This window comes from Microbacterium oxydans, assembly GCF_900095745.1.
GTDB classification, from domain to species: domain Bacteria; phylum Actinomycetota; class Actinomycetes; order Actinomycetales; family Microbacteriaceae; genus Microbacterium; species Microbacterium oxydans_B.
Map to the genome: position 1 here is coordinate 16,450 of NZ_FMIR01000015.1, position 22,856 is coordinate 39,305.

At 69.6% G+C, this 22,856-nt stretch carries 16 protein-coding genes; 4 read left to right on the forward strand and 12 right to left on the reverse strand.

All coding sequences use genetic code 11. The features are described 5' to 3' along the window. Nucleotides 1-11 precede the first annotated feature (11 nt). From BQ2383_RS08185 to BQ2383_RS08195, 3 genes are all read right to left on the reverse strand, one after another. A complete protein-coding gene (locus tag BQ2383_RS08185) occupies nucleotides 12-6,101 on the reverse strand; it encodes an Ig-like domain-containing protein (RefSeq protein ID WP_091032363.1) in 6,090 nt (2,029 codons plus the stop codon). A 129-nt stretch (nucleotides 6,102-6,230) separates the two neighbouring features. Next, on the reverse strand, nucleotides 6,231-6,800 hold the full coding sequence (locus BQ2383_RS08190) for a DNA-3-methyladenine glycosylase I (RefSeq protein WP_091032366.1): 570 nt from the start codon (nucleotides 6,798-6,800) through the stop codon (nucleotides 6,231-6,233). Nucleotides 6,801-6,828: 28 nt separating this feature from the next. Then, nucleotides 6,829-7,875 (reverse strand): NAD(P)-dependent alcohol dehydrogenase, encoded by a 1,047-nt coding sequence (locus BQ2383_RS08195; protein WP_091032369.1) that lies wholly within the window; start codon nucleotides 7,873-7,875, stop codon nucleotides 6,829-6,831. A 94-nt stretch (nucleotides 7,876-7,969) separates the two neighbouring features. On the opposite strand from BQ2383_RS08195, the gene BQ2383_RS08200 reads away from it, so the two are divergent. Continuing rightward, on the forward strand, nucleotides 7,970-8,419 hold the full coding sequence (locus BQ2383_RS08200; RefSeq protein ID WP_091033247.1) for a hypothetical protein: 450 nt from the start codon (nucleotides 7,970-7,972) through the stop codon (nucleotides 8,417-8,419). Nucleotides 8,420-8,441: 22 nt separating this feature from the next. On the opposite strand, the gene BQ2383_RS08205 is transcribed toward BQ2383_RS08200, so the two are convergent. The 3 genes from BQ2383_RS08205 to recQ all read right to left on the reverse strand — a co-directional run bounded on the left by BQ2383_RS08205 (nucleotide 8,442) and on the right by recQ (nucleotide 13,896). After that, complete coding sequence (locus BQ2383_RS08205) at nucleotides 8,442-10,508, reverse strand: acyl-CoA dehydrogenase (RefSeq protein ID WP_091032371.1); 2,067 nt, start codon at nucleotides 10,506-10,508, stop codon at nucleotides 8,442-8,444. Between the two features lie 145 nt (nucleotides 10,509-10,653). Further along, complete coding sequence (locus tag BQ2383_RS08210; RefSeq protein WP_091032374.1) at nucleotides 10,654-11,748, reverse strand: ATP-binding protein; 1,095 nt, start codon at nucleotides 11,746-11,748, stop codon at nucleotides 10,654-10,656. Between the two features lie 99 nt (nucleotides 11,749-11,847). Next, nucleotides 11,848-13,896, reverse strand: a complete 2,049-nt coding sequence (gene recQ / locus BQ2383_RS08215) for a DNA helicase RecQ (RefSeq protein WP_091032377.1) — start codon at nucleotides 13,894-13,896, stop codon at nucleotides 11,848-11,850. 106 nt (nucleotides 13,897-14,002) lie between these two features. On the opposite strand from recQ, the gene BQ2383_RS08220 reads away from it, so the two are divergent. The 3 genes from BQ2383_RS08220 to BQ2383_RS08230 are packed head-to-tail and all read left to right on the forward strand — an operon-like array spanning nucleotide 14,003 to nucleotide 16,406. Beyond that, complete coding sequence (locus BQ2383_RS08220) at nucleotides 14,003-14,347, forward strand: GNAT family N-acetyltransferase (RefSeq protein WP_091032379.1); 345 nt, start codon at nucleotides 14,003-14,005, stop codon at nucleotides 14,345-14,347. Continuing rightward, on the forward strand, nucleotides 14,344-15,279 hold the full coding sequence (locus BQ2383_RS08225; protein WP_091032382.1) for a pirin family protein: 936 nt from the start codon (nucleotides 14,344-14,346) through the stop codon (nucleotides 15,277-15,279). The genes BQ2383_RS08220 and BQ2383_RS08225 overlap by 4 nt, the downstream gene beginning before the upstream one ends. A 5-nt stretch (nucleotides 15,280-15,284) precedes the next feature. Next, nucleotides 15,285-16,406, forward strand: coding sequence for a DUF6226 family protein (locus BQ2383_RS08230; RefSeq protein ID WP_091032383.1), 1,122 nt, complete (start codon nucleotides 15,285-15,287; stop codon nucleotides 16,404-16,406). Between the two features lie 36 nt (nucleotides 16,407-16,442). Here the strand turns inward: BQ2383_RS08230 and BQ2383_RS08235 are convergent, their stop codons facing one another. The 6 genes from BQ2383_RS08235 to BQ2383_RS08260 are packed head-to-tail and all read right to left on the reverse strand — an operon-like array spanning nucleotide 16,443 to nucleotide 22,723. Then, a complete protein-coding gene (locus BQ2383_RS08235; RefSeq protein ID WP_091032385.1) occupies nucleotides 16,443-17,900 on the reverse strand; it encodes a cation acetate symporter in 1,458 nt (485 codons plus the stop codon). Further along, nucleotides 17,897-18,271: a heavy metal transporter gene (locus tag BQ2383_RS08240; protein ID WP_091032388.1), complete on the reverse strand. Its 375-nt coding sequence runs from the start codon at nucleotides 18,269-18,271 to the stop codon at nucleotides 17,897-17,899. Before BQ2383_RS08240 ends, BQ2383_RS08235 begins: the two co-directional genes overlap by 4 nt. After that, nucleotides 18,268-19,011 (reverse strand): LytR/AlgR family response regulator transcription factor, encoded by a 744-nt coding sequence (locus BQ2383_RS08245; protein ID WP_091033250.1) that lies wholly within the window; start codon nucleotides 19,009-19,011, stop codon nucleotides 18,268-18,270. Before BQ2383_RS08245 ends, BQ2383_RS08240 begins: the two co-directional genes overlap by 4 nt. A 5-nt stretch (nucleotides 19,012-19,016) precedes the next feature. Next, a complete protein-coding gene (locus tag BQ2383_RS08250) occupies nucleotides 19,017-20,198 on the reverse strand; it encodes a sensor histidine kinase (protein WP_091032391.1) in 1,182 nt (393 codons plus the stop codon). Between the two features lie 31 nt (nucleotides 20,199-20,229). Continuing rightward, a complete protein-coding gene (locus tag BQ2383_RS08255) occupies nucleotides 20,230-20,475 on the reverse strand; it encodes a YbdD/YjiX family protein (protein WP_091032394.1) in 246 nt (81 codons plus the stop codon). Between the two features lies 1 nt (nucleotide 20,476). Beyond that, complete coding sequence (locus tag BQ2383_RS08260) at nucleotides 20,477-22,723, reverse strand: carbon starvation CstA family protein (RefSeq protein ID WP_091032397.1); 2,247 nt, start codon at nucleotides 22,721-22,723, stop codon at nucleotides 20,477-20,479. Between the last annotated feature and the right edge of the window lie 133 nt (nucleotides 22,724-22,856).

Here is a 22,856-nt window from a genome sequence, read left to right on the forward strand (position 1 = left end):
GGAGCGGTGGCCTATGGCCAGCTGGTGCCCTCGGACGCGCCGAGGCCCTGGATGTCGGCCTGCAGCGTCCTGCCCATGCCGCCGTGCCAGCAGGAGAGCTGGATCGTGCCGTTGGCCGGCACGGTGTACCGGTTGTAGGACGAGACCTGCCCGTTGGCTGAGCGGTACGGCTGACCGTTGTCGAGGCAGCGGATCATGTACGTTCCCGCGGGCACATTCGCCGTGTTCAGGTTCAGGTAGTAGCACGTGTCGGGACTGCAGTTGCGGGAGTCGACTCCCTGCGAGGCCCACCAACGCGGCTGCGGCTGCGCCTGCGCGGTGTTCCCCGCCGTGCCGCTCTCATCCGACCAGGTGCCCGTGGTGTCCCTCGCACGCGCCTTGATGGTGTGGTATTCGCTGTATGTGCCCACATCGACGTAGCCCGACGCCGCGACGCCCTGCCATCCGCCCCCGTCGATGCTGACCTGCACGGTGTCGATGCTGCGGCCGTTGCCCGAGCCGTTCGCGTTCCAGTTCAGGCGCACCTGGCTCGCGAGCGACTCCGCGCTCACGGCCGGAGGGGCCGGCTTCCCGTGCGGGTTGCCCTGTGCGGCATTCGAGACGGCGCCGGCGTAGCTCGACCCCGCGAAGTCCGTTGTGAGGAGGCGGGTGACGGCCCTTACCTCGACGGTGTAGTTGTGGCCGTTCGTGAGTCCGCCGATGGTCTTGTTGCCCGGCAAAGCGTTCCAGTTGCCGCCGTCGAGCCGGTACTCGTAGAAGATCTCGCCGGAAGACGCGCCACCGCTCGACCCCGGACGGAAGTCGATGACGAGTGCGCGGTCGAGCTCCTGCGTGACTCGCAGGCTCGTCGGCGCTCCCGGTGCGATCACGCCGCGCCGTGGTGCCGACGGGGCGCTCATGTCGCCCCAGCCCGCCTTGTTATAGGCCTGGATGCGGTAGGTGTACGCCGTCTCCGAGGTGTCGACGACGACCGCCTGGCTCGTCGCCTCGGGGCCGGGGGTGATGGTGCGCACGACCGCGCCGCCGCGCAGCACTTCGAGCCGGTAGCCGCGGATCGCGTCGCCGTTCTTGTCCGGCGCCGCCCAGTTCACCTGCATCTGCGCCTGGTTGCCGACGGGCGAGAGCTCGACCGTCGTCGGGGGTGCCGGGGCCAGCGGGGGACCGGCCGGAATCTCGGAGGCCGACCAGCCGCTCCAGCTGGAGGGGTCCGGCGCCTTGTTGTGCGCCTGCACCTTCACCTGGTAGTCCGAGCCGTTCTCCAGCCCCTCCCACGTGATCGAGTTGCCCGTGACCTCTTTCTGCGTCACGCCGGAAGGCGGCGCGGGCGAGATCTCGAGCGTGTACCGGTCGACGGGAGAGCCCGGCGTGGTCGGAGTGGCCCACGACACCTGGAGCGACTTGTCGCCGAACTTCAGGGTCGGCGGGTTGGGGGTGTCCGGACGCGCGTCGGGGCGTGCCGGTGCCGACAGGGCAGACGGCTCGGACTCGCCGACGCGGTTGGTCGCGGTCACCTGGAACGTGTACTCGACGTTGTTGGTGAGGCCGTCGAGCGTGCAGGTGGTCGACTGGCACTCCTTGGTGTATGAGCTGCCCCCGACCGACTTCACGGTGTACTTCGTGATCTCGGCGCCGTTGTTCGAGGGGGCCGAGAACGACACCACGACCGTGCGGTCCTGCACGCTCGCGATGACCGGGACGCCGGGCGCATCCGGCACGTCCTGCACGGTGACGACGATCTGGCCGTTGACCTCGCGGTCGGCATCCTCGGTCGCATCCTGGATGCGGTAGCGGACGACGAGCGTCCCCACGAACGACTCGTTCGGCGTGACGGTGACCTCGCTGTCGGTGAACGTGACCTCGCCGGAGCCCGACTCCGCGACTGCGGTCACGATCTTCAGCGGCGTCTCGGGGAACGGGTTGTAGTCGTTCGCGAGAGCGGGCACCGTGATGGTCTTGCCCGCATCCGCTTCGGCGACCGTGTCGGTGTTCGCCGCCGGCATCGACCTCGTCGACGCCGTGACCAAGACCGCGACCGTGCCCTCTACCGGTTCGGTCGTGCCGTCGGAGACGCGGATCTTGAGCGTGACCGTGGTGCCCTTCTTGGCATTCGATGCGGCCTCGACGACGAGCTTGTCGTCACCGTCGATGCGGGCGGAGATGCCCTTCTCTTCGCCGCCGACGAGGGAGTAGTCGTGCTTGCCCTCGTCTTCGGGGTCGGGGTCGTCGGTGAGAGCGGCCAGGTCGAGCGAGGTCGCCGGCTCGCCGGGGGCGACGTTGACCTGCCCCTGGATGAAGGTGGGCTGCTGGTTCTCGGGCGGCAGCACGTTGATCGGGATGCTGAGCGTGGCCTTGCGCCCCTCGGGGTCGTCCGGCCCATCGCCGTCGGTCACCTCGAAGGTGAGGGAATCCGGTCCGAAGAAGCCCTTGGCCGAGGTGTAGACGAGGGTCTTCGCGTCCTTGAGCAGGTCGGAGCCGTCGGCGTGGTTCGCGCTGATCTTCGCCTTCTCGGTGATCACCACGTCACCCCCGCCGGCGACCGTGACGTACTCCGAGAGCGGAACCTCCTCGGTCTCGCCGCTGACGACCTCGAGCGGCTTCGTCGAGGTGAGCGTCGGGCGCAGGTCGGCGCGCGAGGGCACGAAGATGAACGCCGATGCCTGCAGGTCGTCGCGGTCGGTGAGCGTGTAGCGGATCAGCTGCAGCTCGTCGGTGACGGTGACGCGCACCTTGCCGTTCTCGAGCTGCGTGCCGCCCTCGCCGATCGCGACGGCGAGGCTGTCGGTGGTGCCGTCGGGGTCCTCGTCGTTGGCGAGGATGTCGAGGTCGGCGCTCAGGCCACCGTCCTTCAGATCCACCGGCTGCAGCCGGTCGTCGCGGGCGACCGGCGCGCGCAGGGGAACGTCTTCATCGACCGTGATCTGCAGGGTGGCCGTCGCCTCGGCCCCGCGGGCGTCGACGGCGGTGTACTGCAGCGAGGTCTCGGTCGGGCCGTTCGGCGCCTGCACGAGCACCCGGTCGCCGGAGACACGGGCCTCCAAGCCCTCCGGGAGCTCGAGGCCGTCTTTGAGGAGCGAGACCTTGTCGCCCTCGGGGTCGGAGTCGTTCGCGAGGACGGGCACGGCGATCTCGCGGCCCGGTCGCACGACCACCGCATCCTTCACCGCATACGGGGGCTGGTTGATCTGCTCGGCCGGGGCGATGCCGACGCGGATGGTCGCGACGCCCTCTGCTCCGAGCCGATCGCGCACGCGGTACTTGAACACGTCGACACCGGATGCCCCGTCGGAGGCCTCGTAGGTGAAGTAGTTCGGACCGTTCGTGATGCGTCCCTTGCTGGGGCTCGATTCGATGCCGACCAGCTCGACGGAGTCGCCGTCGGTGTCGATGCCGTCGAGCGGCACCGCGATGTTCACCTCGGTGCCGGCGAGTGCGCGGGCGACGAGGTCCTGCGGACGGGGAGCTGCGTTGTTCTCCTCGTCGATGGGCAGGATCTGGATGGTGACGTAGCCGGCCGCCTTCTGCTGGCGCGAGTCGGAGACCTCGTACGTGAGGTACACGGTCTTGGCCTCAGGGCCCGCCTTGAAACGCACGGTGTCCTGCGAGACGAAGGCCTCGCCGTCTTCGGGGTCGACGAACGGCTCGATGAGCTCGGGCTCGACGTGCATGACGTCGTCGCTGGGGTGCGTGTCGTTGTCGAGCACCGGGATCGTCACGACATCGCCGACGCGGACGGTCGCCGTGTCGGGGTTGGCGATCGGCTGCAGGAGCTCGTCCGGGGCCGGGATCGGGATGACGACGACCTCGCCCTCGGCCGACTTGGACCCGTTCGAGATGCGGTACTTGACGCGCACCTGCTCTTCGAGGGCGCCCTGATCCGTGATCCGCAGCGTCTCGTGGTTGAGGACCGAGACCGAGATGCCGCTGCTCGGCTCCAGTGACACCGACTGCACGACGAGGATGCCGCCGGCGGGGTCGGTGTCGTTGTTGAGCACGCCCAGCAGCACGTCGCCGCCGGTGGGGAGAAGTGCCACGTCGCGGACGGCGATGGGCGGCAGATCGGTCTCCGACTCCGGCATCACGTCGACGCGGACGATGCCCTCGCCGTTCTTCGGACCGGTCGTCACCTGGTACTGCACGTAGTAGACGCCCGGCTTCTCGGCCATGAAGGAGAAGGTCTTGTTGGGCGTGTTCGGGACGATCGTCGCCCCGGGGGTGTCGAGTACCCGGCTCAGACGCAGCTGCTCGCGGGAGGTGCTGGTGTCGTTCGCGGTCGGGGCGACGGTGACCTGCTCGCCGGCGCGTGTGATCACGTGGTCGGCGTTGGTCTTGGGGTTCGTCGAGCCCTGCGGGCGCACGTCGAGGGCGATGGTCGCGGTGCCGAGCTTTCCGAAAGCGTCGGCGACGGTGACCTGCACGTCTTTGCGCCCCTGCAGGCTCGCGGTCGCCTTGTAGGTGATCTGACCGTCCTTGCTGAAGTCGACCTCGTCGCCGGGGGCGGCGAGCACCTCCTTCAGGTAGATGTCGTCGCCGTCGGGGTCGATCCAGTCCGGGAGGATGTTGTACGAGATCGTGCCGCCGGTCTCGACCGCGAGCGAGGTCTTCCGCTTCGACGTGGGGCCGGCGTTCTCGTTCCAGTCGTGCACCGCGAGGGTCACGACCGCGGTGTCCTTGCCCTTGCGTCCGTCATCGACCTCGTAGGTGAAGCTGGCGGTGCCGGAGGCCTTCTCGCCGACGGTGATCTGCAGCGAGCCGCCGTTGTTGATCGGCTGCACGGTCCCGATGGACGGCTGCGCTTCGGCGAGCGCCGCGACGAGCACATCGCCGTCGGGGTCGTTGTCGTTGTCGAGCACGGGGAGCAGCGTCGTGGCGCCGGGGCGCACGCCGTACGAGTCGTCTTCGGCGATGGGAGGCGTGTTCTCCTCGCTGCGCTCCGGGAGTGTGGTCTCGACCGTCTCCTCGGTCGAGTCCTCCTGGTTCTCCGTCTCGCCCTCGGGCGGCGTCAGGTCGTTCCAGTTGTCGACGCGCTGCAGGCTCTCGTTGGCCATCCAGGCGGCGCCGCCCACCGCGTCGTTGAGGATGATCACGTCGCGGTTGACGCGGAACGTCAGGCTGGCGGATTCCTCGGCGCCGTCGATCGGGGCGTTCACGTCGTTGCTGTCACCCGGGCACTCGCGGATGAAGGTCGCCGACCCCGCCCAGGCCCCGTACGTGCAGCCGCGGAGCCAGACCGGTGCCGCAGCCGTGCCCTCGCCGCCCGCGGAGGTCTGCTCCGGTTCGCTGCCGTCGAGCGGCACGCGCACGAGCGCGGTCGGGGTGGCGATCGCGACGGCGTCGGTCTCGGCCGAAGCCTGCTGCAGCACGGCATCCGCCGCGCCCTCGACCTCGGTGCGGAGGCCTCCCGGCGTCGTGACGACTCCGGCCGCCTCGTCGAACACGACAGGTGTGCGTCCGACGGCGGTGATGGTGGGGCGCACCGACAGGTCGAGCTCGCCGACCGACGAGGTCGACGTCTCTCCCGGAGCACCTTCGTTGTCGACGGGCACAGTGACGACCTCGCCGCGTTCGCCGGAGAGGGCGAAGACTGTGCCGTCTTGGGCCACCGTGACGTCGGAGTTCTCGCCGAGTTCGACGACCGGCTCGGCCGCCTCGATCTCGAAGGAGGCGATGCCCTTGACCGGCACGACCCAGAGGTCGCCGGACTTCTCGTCGAGGATGGCCGCGGTGTTCGCCCCCATCGCGACCTTGGCCGACGAGGGGATGATCGTGGAGTCGCCGAGCGAGACCCGGGCCGGATCGATCGCGGTCACGGTGGACGCGCTCTGGTCGACGACGAGCACGTTGGCCGCGGCCTGGAGGATGTCGTAGTTCTCGCTGGTGGTGCGCAGACCGCCGTCGAGGATCGTGGACTCGTTGTTGAAGTGGCCGACGAGCAGGCTCGACGTCTTGGTGATCCAGACGCCGCCGTCGTTCAGGTCGACCTTGGTGGTCGGGAACCCCTCATAGGTGAAGGCCATGGTCGTGATGGCGATGACGCCGACGGTGACGCCGGCGGCGGACGCCAGCGTCTTGGGTCGCGCGCGCATCCATGACAAGGCCTTCATGCCCGGTTCCCCCCCAGGGTCACACTCTCCGATTACTCATGCGCAGGCCTGACTGGTCGCTGAGCACTCGTACATCCTAACCGCGTCGCGGAATATCACTCGATGGGCAGATATCCCCATCACCCTCCGTTACGCGCGCCAGCATCCTGCCATGTGATCGTCGACCATCCCGGCCGATTGCATGAGGGCATACATGGTGGTCGGCCCGACGAAGCGGAACCCGCGTCGACGCAGCTCTTTACTCATCGCCGTCGACTCCGGCGTGACCGCCGGAACGTCGGCGAACGACGCCGGACGGGCGCCGGATGCCGCCGGTGCGAACGACCACATCAGCTCGTCGAGCTCGCCCTCCGCCATCGTGCGCACCAGGCGGGCGTTGCCGATCGTGGCCAGGATCTTGGCGCGGTTGCGGATGATGCCGGCATCCGCCATGAGCCGCTCGACATCGGCGTCATCGAACTCCGACACCGCCTCGGGCTCGAACCCGGCGAACACCTCTCGGAACCGCGGACGCTTGCGCAGGATCGTGATCCACGAGAGTCCGGCCTGGAAGCCCTCGAGCGCCATCTTCTCGAACAGGGCGCGGTCGCCGTGCAGGGGCACACCCCACTCCTCGTCGTGGTAGCGGCGGTACTCGACGTCGTCGCCCACCCAGGCGCAGCGGTCGCGGGCATCTGGGCCCGTGAGAAGAGAGGTCATCGTGTCAACGTATCGGCCCCCACCGACGTCAGTCGGCGAAGGTGGCCGCGTCGATCACGAACCGGTACCGCACGTCGGATGCGAGCACGCGCTCGTAGGCGGCGTTGATCTCGGAGGCCGGGATCACCTCGATCTCGGCGGCGAGACCGTGCTCGGCGCAGAAGTCGAGCATCTCCTGCGTCTCGCGGATGCCGCCGATGTTGCTGCCGGCGAGCGATCGCCGCCCGCCGATCAGTGACATGACCCCGACCGACAGCGGCTCGGCGGGCGCGCCGACGCAGACGAGCGCGCCCCCGACGTCGAGCAGGCTCAGGTACGAGCGCACATCGATCACGGCGCTCACGGTGTTGAGGATCACGTCGAACGAGGAGCGCAGCTCGCGGAAGGTGTCCCGGTCACTCGTGGCGCGATAGTGGTCGGCGCCGAGCCGCAGACCGTCGTCCTTCTTGTTCAGGGTCTGCGAGAGCACAGTCACCTCGGCGCCCAGTGCGTGCGCGATCTGCACACCCATGTGCCCGAGGCCGCCGAGGCCGACGACCGCGACGCGGGTGCCGGGACCGACGTTCCAGTGCCGCAGCGGCGAGTAGGTCGTGATGCCGGCGCACAGCAGGGGCGCGGCGACATCCAGCGGCAGGGCATCCGGGATGCGCAGGACGAACTTCTCGGTCACCACGACCTGCTCGGAGTAGCCGCCCTGCGTGACGGTGCCGTCGCGGTCCGTGCTGCCGTAGGTCTGCACCGCGCCCTCGGTGCAGTACTGCTCCTCGCCGCGCAGGCAGTTGCGGCACTCTCCGCACGAGTTCACCAGGCATCCGACGCCGACGCGATCGCCGACCGCGTGCCGGGTGACGGCATCGCCCACCGCGGCGACCGTCCCGGTAATCTCGTGCCCCGGAGCGAGCGGGTACCTCTGCGGACCCCAGTCGCCGCGCACGGTGTGGATGTCGGAGTGGCAGATGCCGGCGAACGCGATGTCGATGAGCACGTCGAGCGGCCCGAGCTCGCGCCGCTCGATGACGGTCTTCTCCAGCGGGGCGGCTTCGCGGGGTGCGGCGTAGGCATTGACGCGGGTCACGGGGACTCCTTCTTCTGAGGTTCGATCCACCCTACGCACCGGCTGCCGTCAAGGCCCCTGACGGTCGATGCGAACGGTCCGTACCCTCGACATCATGAGCATCCACACCGACCGGATCGAACAGTACCTCTCGCGCTATGCGGCATCCCTGACGGAGTTCGACGCCGAAGCCGCCGTCGAGCTGTGGTCGACCCCCGGCATGATCGCCGACGACCGGGTCTCCGGCGTCCTGGACACCCGGGAGGAGATGGTCGCGGGGCTGAAGCAGTCCTATCCCCTGTACCGGGAACTCGGCCTCGCCTCCGTCGGGCACGAGCTCCTCGACGCGAACGAGCTGTCGGATCGACTCGTGCTGGTGAAGGTGCGCTGGCTGTTCCGCGACGCCGAGGGCAAACTGCTGACCGACGCGACCAGCTACTACCTGCTGCGCGACGACGACACCGCGGGGCTGCAGGCGTGCGTCTGCGTCGAGACGGATTCCGCCGAGCACCTTCAGGCGCTGGCCGTCGAACGCGGTATCGACCTCACGAAGTGGTCCTCCTGACCGGCGCCCGGTCGACGGCCCGTCAGCGCTGCTTCTTCTTGAGCGCCTTCTCCTGGATCGGGGCCTTGCCGGTGGCGGCGAGGTCGGCGTAGTAGGCGCGGGCCTCGTCCTGACGCTGCTTCTCGATGCCGCTCGCGATCGGCGCCCGCACGTGCTCGGGCTCGTAGCCGAACGCGTTCACCAGGTCGAGGGCATGGGGGCGCAGCCGCGCGCACAGCCGGTCGATGTAGCTCGACACGGCGGCGGCGCGCTGGGTCGACAGGCGTCCGTTGATCAGGTGCCAGGCAAGGTGCTTCTCGATGAGCTGCAGACCGAACAGGTCGCGCAGCCACGTGAGCACCTTCTTGGTGTCGGCGTCGTCGATCTGGTGCACGGCGTCGGTGAACGCCTCCCACTGCAGCAGCTCTCCGTGCGCGCGGGCGGCTTCGATGAGCTCGGCCTGGTTCTCGTTGAACAGGCGGGCGCCGAGGGCCTTGTCCTTCGCGCCGGGGCGCAGGCGGGAGGCGATGTCGGCCACCATCTGCTGCACGCGTCCGGCGAGCAGATCGTGCTGCTGCTCCTCGCGCAGCCCCCGCTCGACCGAACGGCTCACCTGGCCGAAGTCGGAGACGGCCTGGCCCAGCTGACGGAGTCCGGCGCCGTGGAACAGCTTGCCCGCGGTCATCCCGACGGCGAACTTGGCGAGCGCGGCGGCATCCTTGCCCTGGAACTGCTTGGCGTAATCGGTCAGCAGACGCTTGCCGACCAGCTGCAGCAGGACGTTGTTGTCGCCCTCGAACGTGACGTAGATGTCGAGGTCGGCGCGCAGGCCCACCAGACGGTTCTCGAACATGAAGCCGGCACCGCCGGTGGCTTCGCGGGCCTCCTGCAGCGTGTCGAGAGCGTGCCAGGTCGACAGCGGCTTGAGAGCGGCGGCCAGCGTCTCGAGGTCTTCACGGTCGGCGGGCGTGTCGGTGCGACCCGAGAAGACGCCGTCGAACTTCTGCAGGAACTCGTCGTGCGCGAAGATCTGCGCGTACGTGGTCGCCAGGCGCGGCAGCAGACGGCGCTGGTGCTTGCCGTAGTCCATCAGCACGACCTCCTGCCCGTCCGCGCCGTCGAACTGGCGACGCTGGGTGGCGTAGGTGATCGCGATGTGCAGGCCGAGCGCGGAAGCCCAGGATGCCGCGCCGTCGAGCGACACGCGCCCCTGCACGAGCGTGCCGAGCATCGTGAAGAAGCGACGGCCGGGGCTGTCGATCGCGCTGGAGTACGTGCCGTCGACGGCCACATCGCCGTAGCGGTTGAGCAGGTTCGTGCGCGGGATGCGCACCTGGTCGAACGAGAGTCGTCCGTTGTCGATGCCGTTGAGGCCGCCCTTGAGACCGTCGTCCTCGCGGCCGATGCCGGGGAGGTCGACGCCGTCCTCGCCGCGCAGCGGCACATAGAAGCAGTGCACGCCGTGGTTCACGCCGTTGGTGATCAGCTGCGCGAAGACGGTCGCCGCGACACCGTGCAGCGCGGCGTTGCCGAGGTACTCCTTAGTGGCCGCCCGGAACGGGGTGTTGATGACGAACTCCTCGGTCGCCGCGTCGTAGGTCGCGGTCGTCCCGACGGCGGCGACATCCGAGCCGTGGCCGATCTCGGTCATCGCGAAGGCGCCGGGGATCGAGAGGTCCATGATCCCGGGGAGCCACTTCTCGTGGTGCTCCGCGGTGCCGAGCTGCAGCACGGCCGAACCGAAGAGCCCCCACTGCACGCCCGACTTGATCTGCAGGCTGGGGTCGGCGACCACGAGCTCCTCGAAGCCGGCGATGTTGGCGCCATTGTTCTCCTCGCCGCCGAGCGACTTGGGGAACGCACGGTGCACGGCCTTGTTCTCGACCAGCAGGTGCAGCTGGCTGAGCACACGCTCGCGGTGCTCGTCCTTACCGAGCTCGTCCTTGCGCCAGAACGCGGAGTCCTTGATCATCTCGCGCGCCTGACGGCGCACGTCGCCCCAGGTGCCCATCAGGGCATCGTTGACGCGGGCGACATCGACTTGCGGGGCGAGCGCGGTCGCGGGCGATTCATCGGGTGTCGTCGAAGGACGGACGGCAGCGTCGACCATGGCATTCCTCCAGGGAAGTAGGGGTGCCCCCATGGTAGGTCTGCGACAAACCCGGGCGAACTCCGCTGTGAGCATCCTCCAACGGCGTGCGGGCATATCCCGGCGTTCCGTTGTCGCCTCGCGACAGGGCGACCGCGACAAAGGCTCAACGAGTGCGGAGATGTCCCCGCAGTCCGGGGATCGCGAAGTCGACGCGACCGTGGCCCGCCGGTTGGATCAGGCCCGAAGCGATGAGCCGCGCGCGGTAATTGCCGACCGTGTTCTTCTTATCACCGAGGCGACGACCGATGTCTGCCGTGGTTGCAGGGATATCGTCTTCGGCCATCGCTCTGAGGAAGTCGAGGTCCTTCGGGGAGACAGCGGACAGTGCAGCCTCGATGACCACCCGGGCATTTCTGCGGTGTGCGGCAGCCAGCGCCAGGTCGACGTCCTCGGCGCCGAGCGGTCGAGCCGTAGATTCCGCCAGCTGCCACAGGTGATAGCCGATCAACTGGATCAGAAACGGATAGCCTCCCGTCGACTCCGCCGCAGCCCTGATCAGCACCGGCTCGAGTGGCATCTCCCAGGCGGCGAAGATGTCTGCGAATGAGCTCTCGACTTCGTCGATGGCTGCAGCGTGCAGATCGACCCGATCCGCCCGCCGCAGGAAGGTCGCGACCCCCTCGTTGAGGAGATCGGACACCGTCGCGGGGAGGCCCGCGAAGAGGAGCGCGATCGGGAGACCATCGCGGATGTAATGCTGGACCGAGGCTGCGAGCTGAGCGAGTTCATCCCGGTCTGCCCCGTGGATCTCATCCAGGGTGATGACCAGCCCGGTTCCGTTCTCGTCGAGCTGTCGGAGAAGTTTCTCGCCGACCTGTCGCCATCCTGCTTGCTGTTCGGGAGGGAGCTGCGTCGTGATGGAGAAGCCTGCGGCGCCGATACCGGTGATCCGCCTTCCGGCCGGACCCTGCCCCTGTTCTTCTGCGGCGGCGCGCATCGCCTCGCCGATGCGACCCAGGAAGCCACGGGTCGCGGTCTCCGAGACGACCATCCAGCCGTGAGTGAGCGCCGCGTCCTCGGCTTCACCGAGCATGACGGTCTTGCCGATGCCTCGCGCGCCGGTGAAGATGGTCAGCAGCCCCGGCGCCCCGGAGCGGATGCGGAGCCCGTAGCGGAACTCATCGAGGATCCCGGCACGACCGATCAACTGCGGAGGCTCGGCTCCGGCTGTCGGGCGGAAGGGATTCACGCCGATCATCGCTGCCCTTCTGTGAACTCTTGTGTACCCAGTGTACTTAGATGTTCTTGCCGCACTCCCGACCGCCCGCCATGGGTCTATGCGATTGGGCCGCGGCGGTCAGGCGGCGGCGATGACCGCCAGCACGCCCTCGCCGTAGGCCTCGCGCTTCTTGGCGCCGATGCCCGTGATGCCGTCGAGATCCTTGAGAGATGCCGGCCGATGCTCGGCGAGCGCACGCAGCGTTGCGTCGCCGAACACGATGTACGCGGGCACACCCTGCTCGCGAGCGGTCTCGGCCCGCCAGGCGCGCAGCGCCTCGAACAGCCCGCGGTCACCGGCATCCAGCGCATCGGCGGCACTCGCCTTGCGCGCCCGCGACGAAGAGGTCGGACGCCCGATCGTGTCTTTGCGCAACGGCACCGCGGTCTCGCCGCGCAGCACACCCGCCGCCTGCTCCCCGGGGGCGAGGGTGCCGTAGTCGCCCTGGGCGACCAGGATGCCGCGGGCCAGAAGCTGCCGCACGACGCTGCGCCAGTCCTGGTCCGAGAGGTCGTTGCCGATGCCGTAGGTTGCGAGCTTTTCGTGCCCCTGCTGCCGGATGCGCTCGGTCGAGGCGCCGCGGAGGATGTCGATGAGGTGCCCGGCGCCGAACGACTGGTTGCGCTCTCGCTTGAGCCGAACGATCGTCGAGAGCAGCTTCTGTGCCGGCACGAGGCCGTCGAACGTCTCGGTGTCGTCGAGGCAGGTGTCGCAGTTGCCGCAGGGCTGCGACTCCTGGCCGAAGTACCCGAGCAGATTCTGCCGGCGGCACTCGACCGTCTCGCACAGCGCGAGCATGGCGTCGAGGTGCTGCCCCATCCGCATCTTGAAGGTGCGGTCGCCGGGGCTCTGGTCGATGAGGCGGCGCTGTTGCACGACGTCGCCGAGTCCATACGCCATCCACGCCACCGCGGGCTCGCCGTCACGGCCGGCACGACCGGTCTCCTGGTAGTACCCCTCGACGGATTTCGGCAGGTCGATGTGCGCGACGAAGCGCACGTCGGGCTTGTCGATGCCCATGCCGAACGCGATGGTCGCGACCATGACGACACCGTCTTCGCGGAGGAAGCGCGCCTGGTTGGCCGCCCGCACCTCGGCGGGAAGACCCGCGTGATACGGCAGCGCGTCGAGACCCTGCGCGGCGAGATAGGTCGCCGTCTGCTCGACCGACTTGCGGCTGAGCGCGTAGACGATGCCCGCGGGCTGCGCGCCGTCGTCGCTCGCCGGGGTCTGCGCCTTGATGAAGGCGACCAGCTGCTTGCGCGGGTCGACCTTGGGCACGATCCGGTACTGGATGTTCGGGCGGTCGAAGCTCGCGACGAAGTGCTTCGCGGTGTCGAGGCGCAGCCGCTCGGTGATCTCCTTGTGCGTCGCCGCGGTCGCGGTGGCCGTGAGCGCCATGCGCGGCACCCCGGGGAACCGCTCGCCCAGGTCGCCGAGGGTGAGGTAGTCGGGGCGGAAGTCGTGGCCCCACTGCGACACGCAGTGCGCCTCGTCGATCGCGATCACGCTGAGCGTTCCGCGCTGGAGGAGCGCCGTGGTCTGCGCGTTCGACAGACGCTCAGGGGCGACGTAGATGAGGTCGAGCTCGCCGGCGACGTAGGCCCGCTCGACCTCGCGACGCTCGTCGATCGCCTGCGTGGAGTTGAGGTAGGCCGCGTTGACGCCGTTGGCCCGCAGCGCGTCGACCTGGTCGTGCATGAGCGCGATGAGGGGGCTGATGACGAGCCCCGTGCCTTCACGCACGAGTGCGGGCACCTGGTAGGTGATGCTCTTTCCGCCGCCGGTGGGCATCAGGACGACGGCGTCGCCGCCCGAGATGACCTGCTCGACGATGTCGGCCTGGTCGCCGCGGAACTCGTCGTAGCCGAAGACCGTGTGCAGCGCCTCGCGCGCGGTCGGATAGCGGCTCGGGGTGGCGTGGCGCACGGCGGGCGCACGGCCGGCGGAGGGAGCCGGGGCCACCGGAGTGACCGGCCCCTGTCCCCAATCGAGCGGCGGCTCGTAGCCCGCGCCCTGCGGCTCCCAGTCCATGGGCTCCGGAGGAGCGGACGACTCCCATCCGTCGTCGTAGGGCTCGTCGGCGTACGGCAGATCCGCGTACGGGTCACGGGGAGTCTGCGGCATCCCTCCAGCGTAACGACCCCCGCCGACGCGGGCGGCGCCTCATCCACAGGAGCCCACCCCGCGCGGCGGGCGTAGGTTGGAGACACCCCGTTCGAAGGAGCATCCGATGACCGACATCACCGTGACTCGCAACGACAAAGAGTCGCGCTACGAGATCCGCTCCGACGACGTGCTCGCGGGCTTCGCGGCTTTCGACCTGCGCCCCGGGAGCATCCGCTTCATCCACACCGAGGTCGACCCGGCGTTCCAGGGCCACGGGCTGGCGGGGAAGCTCGCAGCGGCAGCACTGGCGGATGCCACGGAGCGCGGTGAGGCGATCGTCCCGCTCTGCCCCTACATCGCCAAGTATCTCGAGACGCACGAGGTGCCGGGCGCCGAGATCCGCTGGCCGCAGACCCCCGCGGGACATGCCGGATCCGCGGGTGAGGACCCGACGGGCCGAGCGGAATGATCGGGCAGCGCCGCCTCATCCTCGAGCCGCGCGAAGTGCCGCTCGGCGGGGTACGCGGCATGAACGTGCTGCGGGCACTGCCGCACCGCAACCTGCCGACGATCGGCGCCTGGTGCTTCCTCGACCGGTTCGGGCCCGCCGACACGAAGATGCGGGTCGAGCCGCATCCGCACATCGGGCTGCAGACGGTGACCTGGCCGCTGGTCGGCGAGATCCGCCACCGCGACTCGCTCGGCAGCGACGCCGACCTGCGCCGCGGTCAGCTCAACCTGATGACGGCCGGGAACGGCATCTCGCACTCCGAGTACTCGATCGGCGAGGGTCCGGTGCCCCTCGACGCCCTGCAGTTCTGGGTCGTGCTGCCGGATTCCGCCCGCCACGGCGCGGCCGGGTTCGAGCGCCACACCGAGCTGCCCTCCGTCGCCCTCCCGGCTGACGATGGAGCGGATGCCGAGGCCACGGTCGTGCTCGGCGAGTTCGCGGGCGTGCGCTCGCCCGCCACGGTGCACACTCCGATCGTCGGTGCGGAGATCGTGCTCGCCCCCGGCTCCCGCGTGCGACTGCCGCTGCGCTCCGACTGGGAGCACGCCCTCATGCTCGTCGAGGGCGATGCCGTGGTGGCGGAGCATCCACTCGACCGGAATGGTCTGCTCTATCTGGGCGACTCCCGCGACGAGGTCGAGGTGGCCAGCCGCGATGGTGCCCTGCTGTTCGTGCTCGGCGGCGAGCCCTTCGAGGACGACATCGTGATGTGGTGGAACTTCGCCGGCCGCTCGCATGACGAGATCGTCGCCGCGCGCGAGGAGTGGGAGGCGGAGTCCGCGACGGGAGCGGCATCGCCCCGCTTCGGCGCGGTCGAGGGTCACGACGTGCGCATCCCGGCCCCGCCGCTCCCCGACGTACGGCTCATGCCGCGCAGCCGGAAGCTCTGAGTCCGATGTCGACGTCGAACACCTTCCCGGGCGCGCTCGCGCCGATGCCGGACGCCATGTCCGCCATGCTGATCTGGCCGAGCCCCGAGCCGGTCGCGCCCCCGCGATTCGTCGAAGGCTTCGAGCTCTTCGAGGCCTTCGCCCACGACGCCGGCGCCGACCCCGCCGCCCTCGCCGCCGACCTCGGCGCACTGTGGGACTTCGTTGCCGCGCACCCCGAACTCCTCGATGATCCCGAGACGGCGGAGGCGGCGGAACGGTTCCTGGGCAACGCGATCGCCGTGGCGCATCCGGCGGCGAGGTGGCGCTTCACGAGCGAACCGGAGGTGGGTACCTCGACGATGTCGGTCCCGGTCGCCGGCCTGCTGAGGGGGATCATCGAGCACCCGGAACAGCGCGAGCCGTTCCGGGAGATGCTCGCGTCCTGGCCGCAGGCCGACCGCGACGGCGAGGAGCTCGACGCCCTGCGGCGCGAAGAGGTGGACATCGAATTCGTCGTCGCCCCGGTGCCGTTCACGCGCCCGGTGCTCGCGATCCCGGAGTTCGTCGACGAGTCCGGCCGTGTCATCGCCTACGGATCCCGCTGGGCCGGTGGCTCGCCTCCGGAAGACGCCTACTCGCGGGTGACCCATCCGGAGCGGTTCGCCCCGGTGATGTCGGTCGTCGACGCACTCGTCCACCACCTCGAGACCTGGTACGACGTCGATGTCGAACGACGGTCCGATGAGTCGGGGGCACGCGTCTGGCATCTGCGTCCCACCACAGGGGCGCAGATCACCCTCACCGGGACGGCCGAATCCGTCTTCATCCAGTCCGGAGCCCTGACCCGGGAATACGCGCCCAGTTGCACCTGCGATGCCTGCGACGAGACCGCCGAGAGTGTCGCCGACCAGCTCGAGGAGACCCTGCTCGCGATCGCCGCCGGAGGGCTGAGGGAGGTCTTCCCCGTCGGGCAGCGACGCTGGCTGCATACCGAGCTGCGCACCCCTGACGGGGGCGGACGGTCGGGCGGCGGCGAACCCGACCCGTCGTTCCCGGCCGAGGAGCTGGACGATGCCGAAGACCTCCTCGCGCGTCTCCCTGACGGCTGGTGGCCGGCCTGGACGCTGCGCACTCCCCGGTCCTGACTCAGCCCGCTGACTCAGGCGCGTTCCAGCCCTGACTCAGCCGCGCTCCGGGGTGTGCACCCGCGCGAGGAAGCGGTCGGTGCGTGGCGACGGCCCCCGCGGGTCGAGGAGCGAGACCACGACCGTCACGGTCGTGGCGAGCGGGATGGTCCAGGCGGCCGGCTGCGCGAGGTACGGCGCGGCGACGCCGACTCCCCCGACCGCCGCGTGCACGAGCAGCGCGAGACCTGCGGCCAATCCGCCCGACACCATCCCGGCCACGGCCCCTCGAGCGGTGAGCCCACGCCACCACACGCCGAGCAGCACCACCGGCGACAGCGTCGACGCCGCCACCACGAACACCACGCCGACGCTCGATCCGAGCCCGGCCGGCGCCGTGAGCAGCGCGATCACGAGCGGCACCAGGGCGCAGAGCACCGCCGACAGGCGGAACGAGCGCACCGAGCCCGAGAACACGTCCTGGCTGATCACCCCGGCAAGTGACACGACGAGTCCGGCCGAGGTCGCCAGGAACGCCGCGAACGCTCCGGCGACGATCAGCGCGGTCAGCAGCTCCCCGACCACCCCGGGGAAGACCCGCGAGGGCAGCAGCAGCACCACCGTGTCCGCCACACCCGGCACGGCGAGGTCGGGAGCGGCGATGCGGGCCAGCAGCCCCATCGTGCTCGACACCGCATAGAACGCGCTCACCATGCCGATCACGATCACGGTCGTGCGGCGGGCAGACACCCCGGTCGGGCTCGTGTAGAACCGCACCAGCACGTGCGGCAGACCCATCGTGCCCAGCAGCAGCGCGAGCAGGAGCGAGGCCGTCTCGTACACGTCGAAGCCGGAGGGACCGGCCTCGACGGGGAAGACGAGCGCCGGATCGAAGTCGTGCGGTCCCCCACTGAGGGCGAAGGCGATGAACACCACGGGCACCAGGAGAGCGGTGAGCTTGAGCCAGTACTGGAACGCCTGCACGTAGGTGATCGCCCGCATACCGCCCGCCGCGACTGCGGCGGCCACGAGCACCGCGACGGTCACCGCGCCCACCCATTCGGGAAGGCCGGCCACGACGAGCAGCGTGAGCCCGGCGCCGTGCAGCTGCGGCACGATGTACAGCCAGCCGATGACGAGCACCGCGATGCTGGTCACCCGCCGTGCGGAGGTCGACTCGAGCCGAGCCTCGATGAAGTCGGGGATCGTGTACGCGCCGCTGCGCCGGAGCGGGGCGGCGACGAATGCGAGCACCAGCAGATAGCCCGCGGCATAGCCGATCGGGAACCAGAACCCGCGGGCGCCGTCAAGCAGCACGAGGCCCGACAGCCCGAGAAACGTGCCGGCCGACAGATACTCGCCGCTGATCGCCGACGCGTTCCACACCGGTCGCACCGTGCGCGAGGCGACGAAGAAGTCGCCCGTCGTGCGCGAGATGCGCAGTCCGTAGACGCCGATCAGCAGCGTCGCGACGATGACCAGCGCGACCCCGATGAGGTCGAGCACCGCGTTCATTCGCGGTCTCGCAGCGCCCGGTACCGGCGCTCGTTGCGGGAGGCCGTGCGCACATACAGCACGGCGAAGACGACGATGATCGGGTAGAACGCGTACGCCTGCAGCAGCCACGACAGCGGCAGGCCCCACACCAGGATGCGTCCGATCTCGGGGATGAGCGCGATCGCCAGGGTGAGCGCGACGACGACGACCACGAATCCGGCGACGGTCCCCAGTGCGAGGCGGAGCTGGCTGCGCATCAGGGCCCGCGCGTAGACGGCATCCGCCTCATCCACGGGGGCACCGGGCAGTGCGATGCCGCGGGTCAGGGGCATCGGGCGCCGGTCGGGGAGGTCGGCGGTGACGCGGACCCGCTTCGGCCTCTCGGTCATCCCGCGCCCTCGCCGCGCACCAACGCCTCGCGCACGGCCGGCACCATCCTCCGACTCACCGGAAGTGAGAGCCCACCGATCGAGACGGCGGCCTCCGCGCCGGAGAGCCGAGCCTCGGTCACGGCGGAGATGCGCACGAGCGACGAGCGGTGGATGCGCACGAACCCGGCATCCGTCCACCGCGTCTCGAGCTCGGAGATCGGGATGCGCACCAGATGCCCCGCGCCGTCGCCGGTGTGCAGCCGGGAGTAGTCGCCCTGCGCCTGCACCCAGGTCACGTCGCTGCGGCGCACGAACCGCACCGCGGAGCCGACCGTGACCGGCAGCACCTCGTCGTCGCCGGATGCCGCGGTGTCGCCGCCGACCTCGACCACACGGTCGACCGCCTGACGCAGCCGCGCGGCCCGCACCGGCTTGAGCAGGTAGTCGGCGGCTCGCAGCTCGAACGCCTCCACCGCCTTGGCGTCGTCGGCCGTGACGAACACGACCGCCGGCGGCACGGCGAGAGTCAGCAGTGCCCGCGCGAGCTCGGTGCCGCTGAGCCCCGGCATGTGGATGTCGAGGAAGGCGATCCGCACCGCGCGCTCCGACATCAGCCGCAGCGCCTCGGCACCCGACGACGCCGTGAGGATCTCGCCGATGCGCGGATCGGTGCGCAACAGATGCACGAGCTCGTCCAGCGCGGGGCTCTCGTCGTCGGCGACGAGGACGTCGATCGGGGGTGCGCTGTTCGCGGTCATCGTCATCAGTCGGTGTCCGGATCGTGCTGCGGTTGAGATTTCGGGACCCGCATGCGCACCAGGGTACCCGCGCCGCTGTTGGTCTCGACCAACAGACCGCCGTCCGCGCCGTAGAGCTGGCGCAGCCGGGTGTCGACGTTGCGGAGGCCGACGTGCACGCCGTCGTCGCTCGCGGTGAGCGTGGCGCGCAGGGCTTCGGGGTCCATGCCCACGCCGTCATCCTCGACGGTGATCTCGGTGTGCGGGCCGTCGTCGCGCGAGACGATGCGGATCTCCCCGCCGCCCTCACCCGGTTCGAGTCCGTGGCGCACCGCGTTCTCGACGAGCGGCTGTACCGAGAGGAAGGGGATGACCGTCGCGAGGGTCTCCGGCGCGATCTGCAGCGTCACCCGCAGCCGATCCCCGAAGCGGGCGCGTTCCAGTTCGAGGTACGAGTGGATGCTGCCCAGTTCCTCGGCGAGCGTGGTGAACTCCCCCTGCCGCCGGAACGAGTAGCGCGTGAAATCGGCGAACTCGAGCACCAGCTCGCGGGCACGCTCGGGGTCGGTGAGGATGAACGAGGCGATCGCCGTGAGGGCGTTGTAGATGAAGTGCGGGGAGATCTGCGCCCGCAGCGACCGCAGCTCCGCCTCGGCGAGCTGGGTCCGCGATGAGTCGAGCACCCCGAGCTCGACCTGCGCGGCGCACCAGTCGGCGACCTCTTCGGCGGCCCGCACGAGCGCCGCCCCGACGGGTGCCGCGAACGCGACGACGACGCCGACCACGCGGCCGTCGACGCGGATCGGAGCCCCGACGGCCTCGAGGTCGTCGTCGCGCCCCGACGCGGGGAACACCTGTCGACGCCCGGAGGCCCGGACCTGCGCGGCGATGCGGATCGCCGCCGACTCCAGCCCGTCGGACGAGCCGTCGAACGAGACGGTGTCGTCGGCGCTGACGATCGCCACCGCGGCACTGCCGAGCAGCACCCGCAGGTGGCGTGCGGCTTTGACGACATCGGGGGCGGCGAGACCGGCGCGCAGGTGCGGAGCGGCCAGGCTCGCCTGGTGCAACGCGGTGAGCGCCGCCTGCTCCGCATCGCTGCCGAGGTCGGCCGCCCCGCGCGCGAGACGGCGAGCGAGCAGCAGCAGCAGCGTCAGGACGACGCCGCCGAGCACGCCGAGCACTGCGGCGAGAACGACGTCGGTCATGGGATCAGCCTACGGAGCCGTGCACAACGCGTCAGCAGCAGCGGGCACCGGGGTTGCGGTCCTGGTCGTCCATCCGCTCCCGCCAGAACTGCCGTTCGGTCATCGGCTCCTCGTCGGGGTGCACGCGGCGCTGATGGGCGACATAGGTCGCGTAGGCGCTGTCGCCCATCAGGTTCGTCATGTACCAGCGGATGCCGCGGCCCACCCGGCCCACAGCGCCCAGTAGAGCGCGCAGGAGGGTGGTCGCGGCATCCGTCCGACTCATGGTGTCGGCCATCTCAGTGGGACGACGCCTTGCGCTCGTCGGCGAGGATCGGCTCCCACTGCTTCTCTAGCTCGCGCTCCGCGGTGCTGGGCAGGAACCCGGCCGGGGCGAAGCGGCGCGAGGCGACCGGCTCGTCTTCGGTGTTCTCGCCGCCGCCGTTGCGGATCGCCTTGACCGTGACGATCACGGCCATGACCATCACGATGATCGCGAGGGTGACGAAGATGATCGACAGGGTGCCCTGCACGGCCGTGTTGCGGATGACCGCGTCGAGCACCTCGGGCCCACCGAGCGCGGTGTCGCCGGAATCGCGCGCCGCCACGTACTTGAAGTGGTTCGCCCAGTAGCCGATGGCGGGGACCGGGGAGAGGATCTTGTAGAACGACGCCGTGATGGTGACGACCGCGGTGAATGCCAGGGGCAGCGCGATGATCCACAGCCACTTGAAGTAGCTGCGGCCGCGCTTGGCGACGATGGCCAGCACCACGGCGAGCGCGATCGCGGCGAGCAGCTGGTTCGCGATGCCGAACAGCGGGAAGAAGGTGTTGATGCCGCCGAGCGGGTCGGTCACACCGAGGATGAGGATCGCTCCCCAGCCGGCCACCATGATCGCGGTGCAGATCCAGACGCCGGGGCGCCACGAGACGTCGCGGAACTTGGGGAACCAGGCGCCGATCGAGTCCTGCAGCATGAAGCGGGCGACGCGGGTTCCGGCATCCACCGCGGTGAGGATGAACAGCGCCTCGAACATGATCGCGAAGTGGTACCAGAACGCCATGAGCGCCTGACCGCCGAGGGCCTGCTGCATGATGTGCGCGAGTCCGAGCGCCAGGGTCGGGGCGCCACCGGTGCGGGACACGATCGACTCCTCGCCGACCGCCTCTGCCGTGCCGGTGAGCATCTCGGGCGTGAGGTTCACCCCCGACAAGCCCAACGAGTTCACGAAGGCGACGGCCCCTTCGACCGTGCCACCCGTCGCCGAGGCCGGTGCGTTCATCGCGAAGTAGATGCCCTGGTCGATCGAGATCGCGGCGACGAGGGCCATGATCGCGACGAACGACTCCATGAGCATGCCGCCGTAGCCGATGAAGCGCGTCTGGCGCTCCTTCTCGATGAGCTTCGGTGTGGTTCCGGACGCGATCAGCGCATGGAAGCCCGAGAGCGCACCGCAGGCGATCGTGACGAACAGGAATGGGAAGAGGGGGCCGGCGAACACCGGACCCATGCCGTTCTCGCCGAAGATGCTGACCGCGGGAACCGTGATCTCCGGACGCACCAGCACGATGGCGCCGGCGAGCATGACGATCACGCCGATCTTCATGAAGGTCGACAGGTAGTCGCGCGGGGCGAGCAGCAGCCAGACCGGGAGCACGGCGGCGATGAAGCCGTAGATGATGATGCCCCACGCGATCGTGGTGCGGTCGAGGTGGAAGATCGCCTGACCCCATTCGGTGCCCGCGACCCAGCCGCCGCCGATGATCGCGGCCATCAGCAGTGCGAAGCCGATGATCGAGACCTCGGTGACCTTGCCGGGGCGCAGGTAGCGCAGGTAGACGCCCATGAAGAGCGCGATCGGGATGGTCATGGCGACTGAGAAGACACCCCAGGGGCTCTCGCCGAGCGCGTTGACCACGACGAGGGCGAGGATCGCGACGATGATCAGCATGATCAGCAGCGAGGCGATGATCGCGGCGGTGCCACCGATCTTGCCGAGTTCCTGACGCGCCATCTGGCCGATCGTGCGGCCGCCGCGGCGCATCGAGAAGAAGAGGACCGTGTAGTCCTGCACAGCGCCGGCGAGCACGACGCCGACGATGATCCAGATCGTGCCGGGGAGGAAGCCCATCTGCGCCGCGAGCACGGGGCCGACGAGCGGCCCGGCGCCGGCGATGGCGGCGAAGTGGTGGCCGTAGAGCACGCGCCGGTCGGTGGGGACGTAGTCCTTGCCGTCCTGGCGGACCTCGGCGGGGGTGGCCCGTCGGTCGTCCGGGCGGGTGATGTACTTCTCGATCACCTTCGAGTAGAAGCGGTAGCCGATCAGATACGTGCAGACCGCGGCGAACACGAACCAGATCGCGTTGACGGTCTCGCCGCGGACGATCGCGAGCATGGTCCACGCGACGGCACCCAGCAGGGCGATCGCCGCCCAGAGGATGATCTTCGGCAGAGTCCAGCGGTTCGCCTTCTCGTGATGCTCCTCGCTGAGGGCGACGGGAGGGAGTTTCGGGTCGGTGACGGGTTCGATGCCCGGTGCGGTCATGGGAGTCTCCTCGGGATACGCGACGTTGCGTTCCCCCACGTTAGGAAAGCGCGTGGGCCGGATGCGGAGGAGGAAGCGGATGCTGCGACGAGCGGCGCCGATCACGCGATGAACGGATGCCCGTGCGCGCACA

What these genes read in the sequence shown, in the direction of transcription:
- BQ2383_RS08185 (WP_091032363.1), bottom strand. Translation starts at nt 6,101, where the DNA reads ATGAAGGCCTTGTCATGGATGCGCGCGCGACCCAAGACGCTGGCGTCC.
- BQ2383_RS08190 (WP_091032366.1), bottom strand. Translation starts at nt 6,800, where the DNA reads ATGACCTCTCTTCTCACGGGCCCAGATGCCCGCGACCGCTGCGCCTGG.
- BQ2383_RS08200 (WP_091033247.1), top strand. Translation starts at nt 7,970, where the DNA reads ATGAGCATCCACACCGACCGGATCGAACAGTACCTCTCGCGCTATGCG.
- BQ2383_RS08205 (WP_091032371.1), bottom strand. Translation starts at nt 10,508, where the DNA reads ATGGTCGACGCTGCCGTCCGTCCTTCGACGACACCCGATGAATCGCCC.
- BQ2383_RS08210 (WP_091032374.1), bottom strand. Translation starts at nt 11,748, where the DNA reads ATGATCGGCGTGAATCCCTTCCGCCCGACAGCCGGAGCCGAGCCTCCG.
- recQ (WP_091032377.1), bottom strand. Translation starts at nt 13,896, where the DNA reads ATGCCGCAGACTCCCCGTGACCCGTACGCGGATCTGCCGTACGCCGAC.
- BQ2383_RS08220 (WP_091032379.1), top strand. Translation starts at nt 14,003, where the DNA reads ATGACCGACATCACCGTGACTCGCAACGACAAAGAGTCGCGCTACGAG.
- BQ2383_RS08225 (WP_091032382.1), top strand. Translation starts at nt 14,344, where the DNA reads ATGATCGGGCAGCGCCGCCTCATCCTCGAGCCGCGCGAAGTGCCGCTC.
- BQ2383_RS08230 (WP_091032383.1), top strand. Translation starts at nt 15,285, where the DNA reads ATGTCGACGTCGAACACCTTCCCGGGCGCGCTCGCGCCGATGCCGGAC.
- BQ2383_RS08235 (WP_091032385.1), bottom strand. Translation starts at nt 17,900, where the DNA reads ATGAACGCGGTGCTCGACCTCATCGGGGTCGCGCTGGTCATCGTCGCG.
- BQ2383_RS08240 (WP_091032388.1), bottom strand. Translation starts at nt 18,271, where the DNA reads ATGACCGAGAGGCCGAAGCGGGTCCGCGTCACCGCCGACCTCCCCGAC.
- BQ2383_RS08245 (WP_091033250.1), bottom strand. Translation starts at nt 19,011, where the DNA reads ATGACCGCGAACAGCGCACCCCCGATCGACGTCCTCGTCGCCGACGAC.
- BQ2383_RS08250 (WP_091032391.1), bottom strand. Translation starts at nt 20,198, where the DNA reads ATGACCGACGTCGTTCTCGCCGCAGTGCTCGGCGTGCTCGGCGGCGTC.
- BQ2383_RS08255 (WP_091032394.1), bottom strand. Translation starts at nt 20,475, where the DNA reads ATGGCCGACACCATGAGTCGGACGGATGCCGCGACCACCCTCCTGCGC.
- BQ2383_RS08260 (WP_091032397.1), bottom strand. Translation starts at nt 22,723, where the DNA reads ATGACCGCACCGGGCATCGAACCCGTCACCGACCCGAAACTCCCTCCC.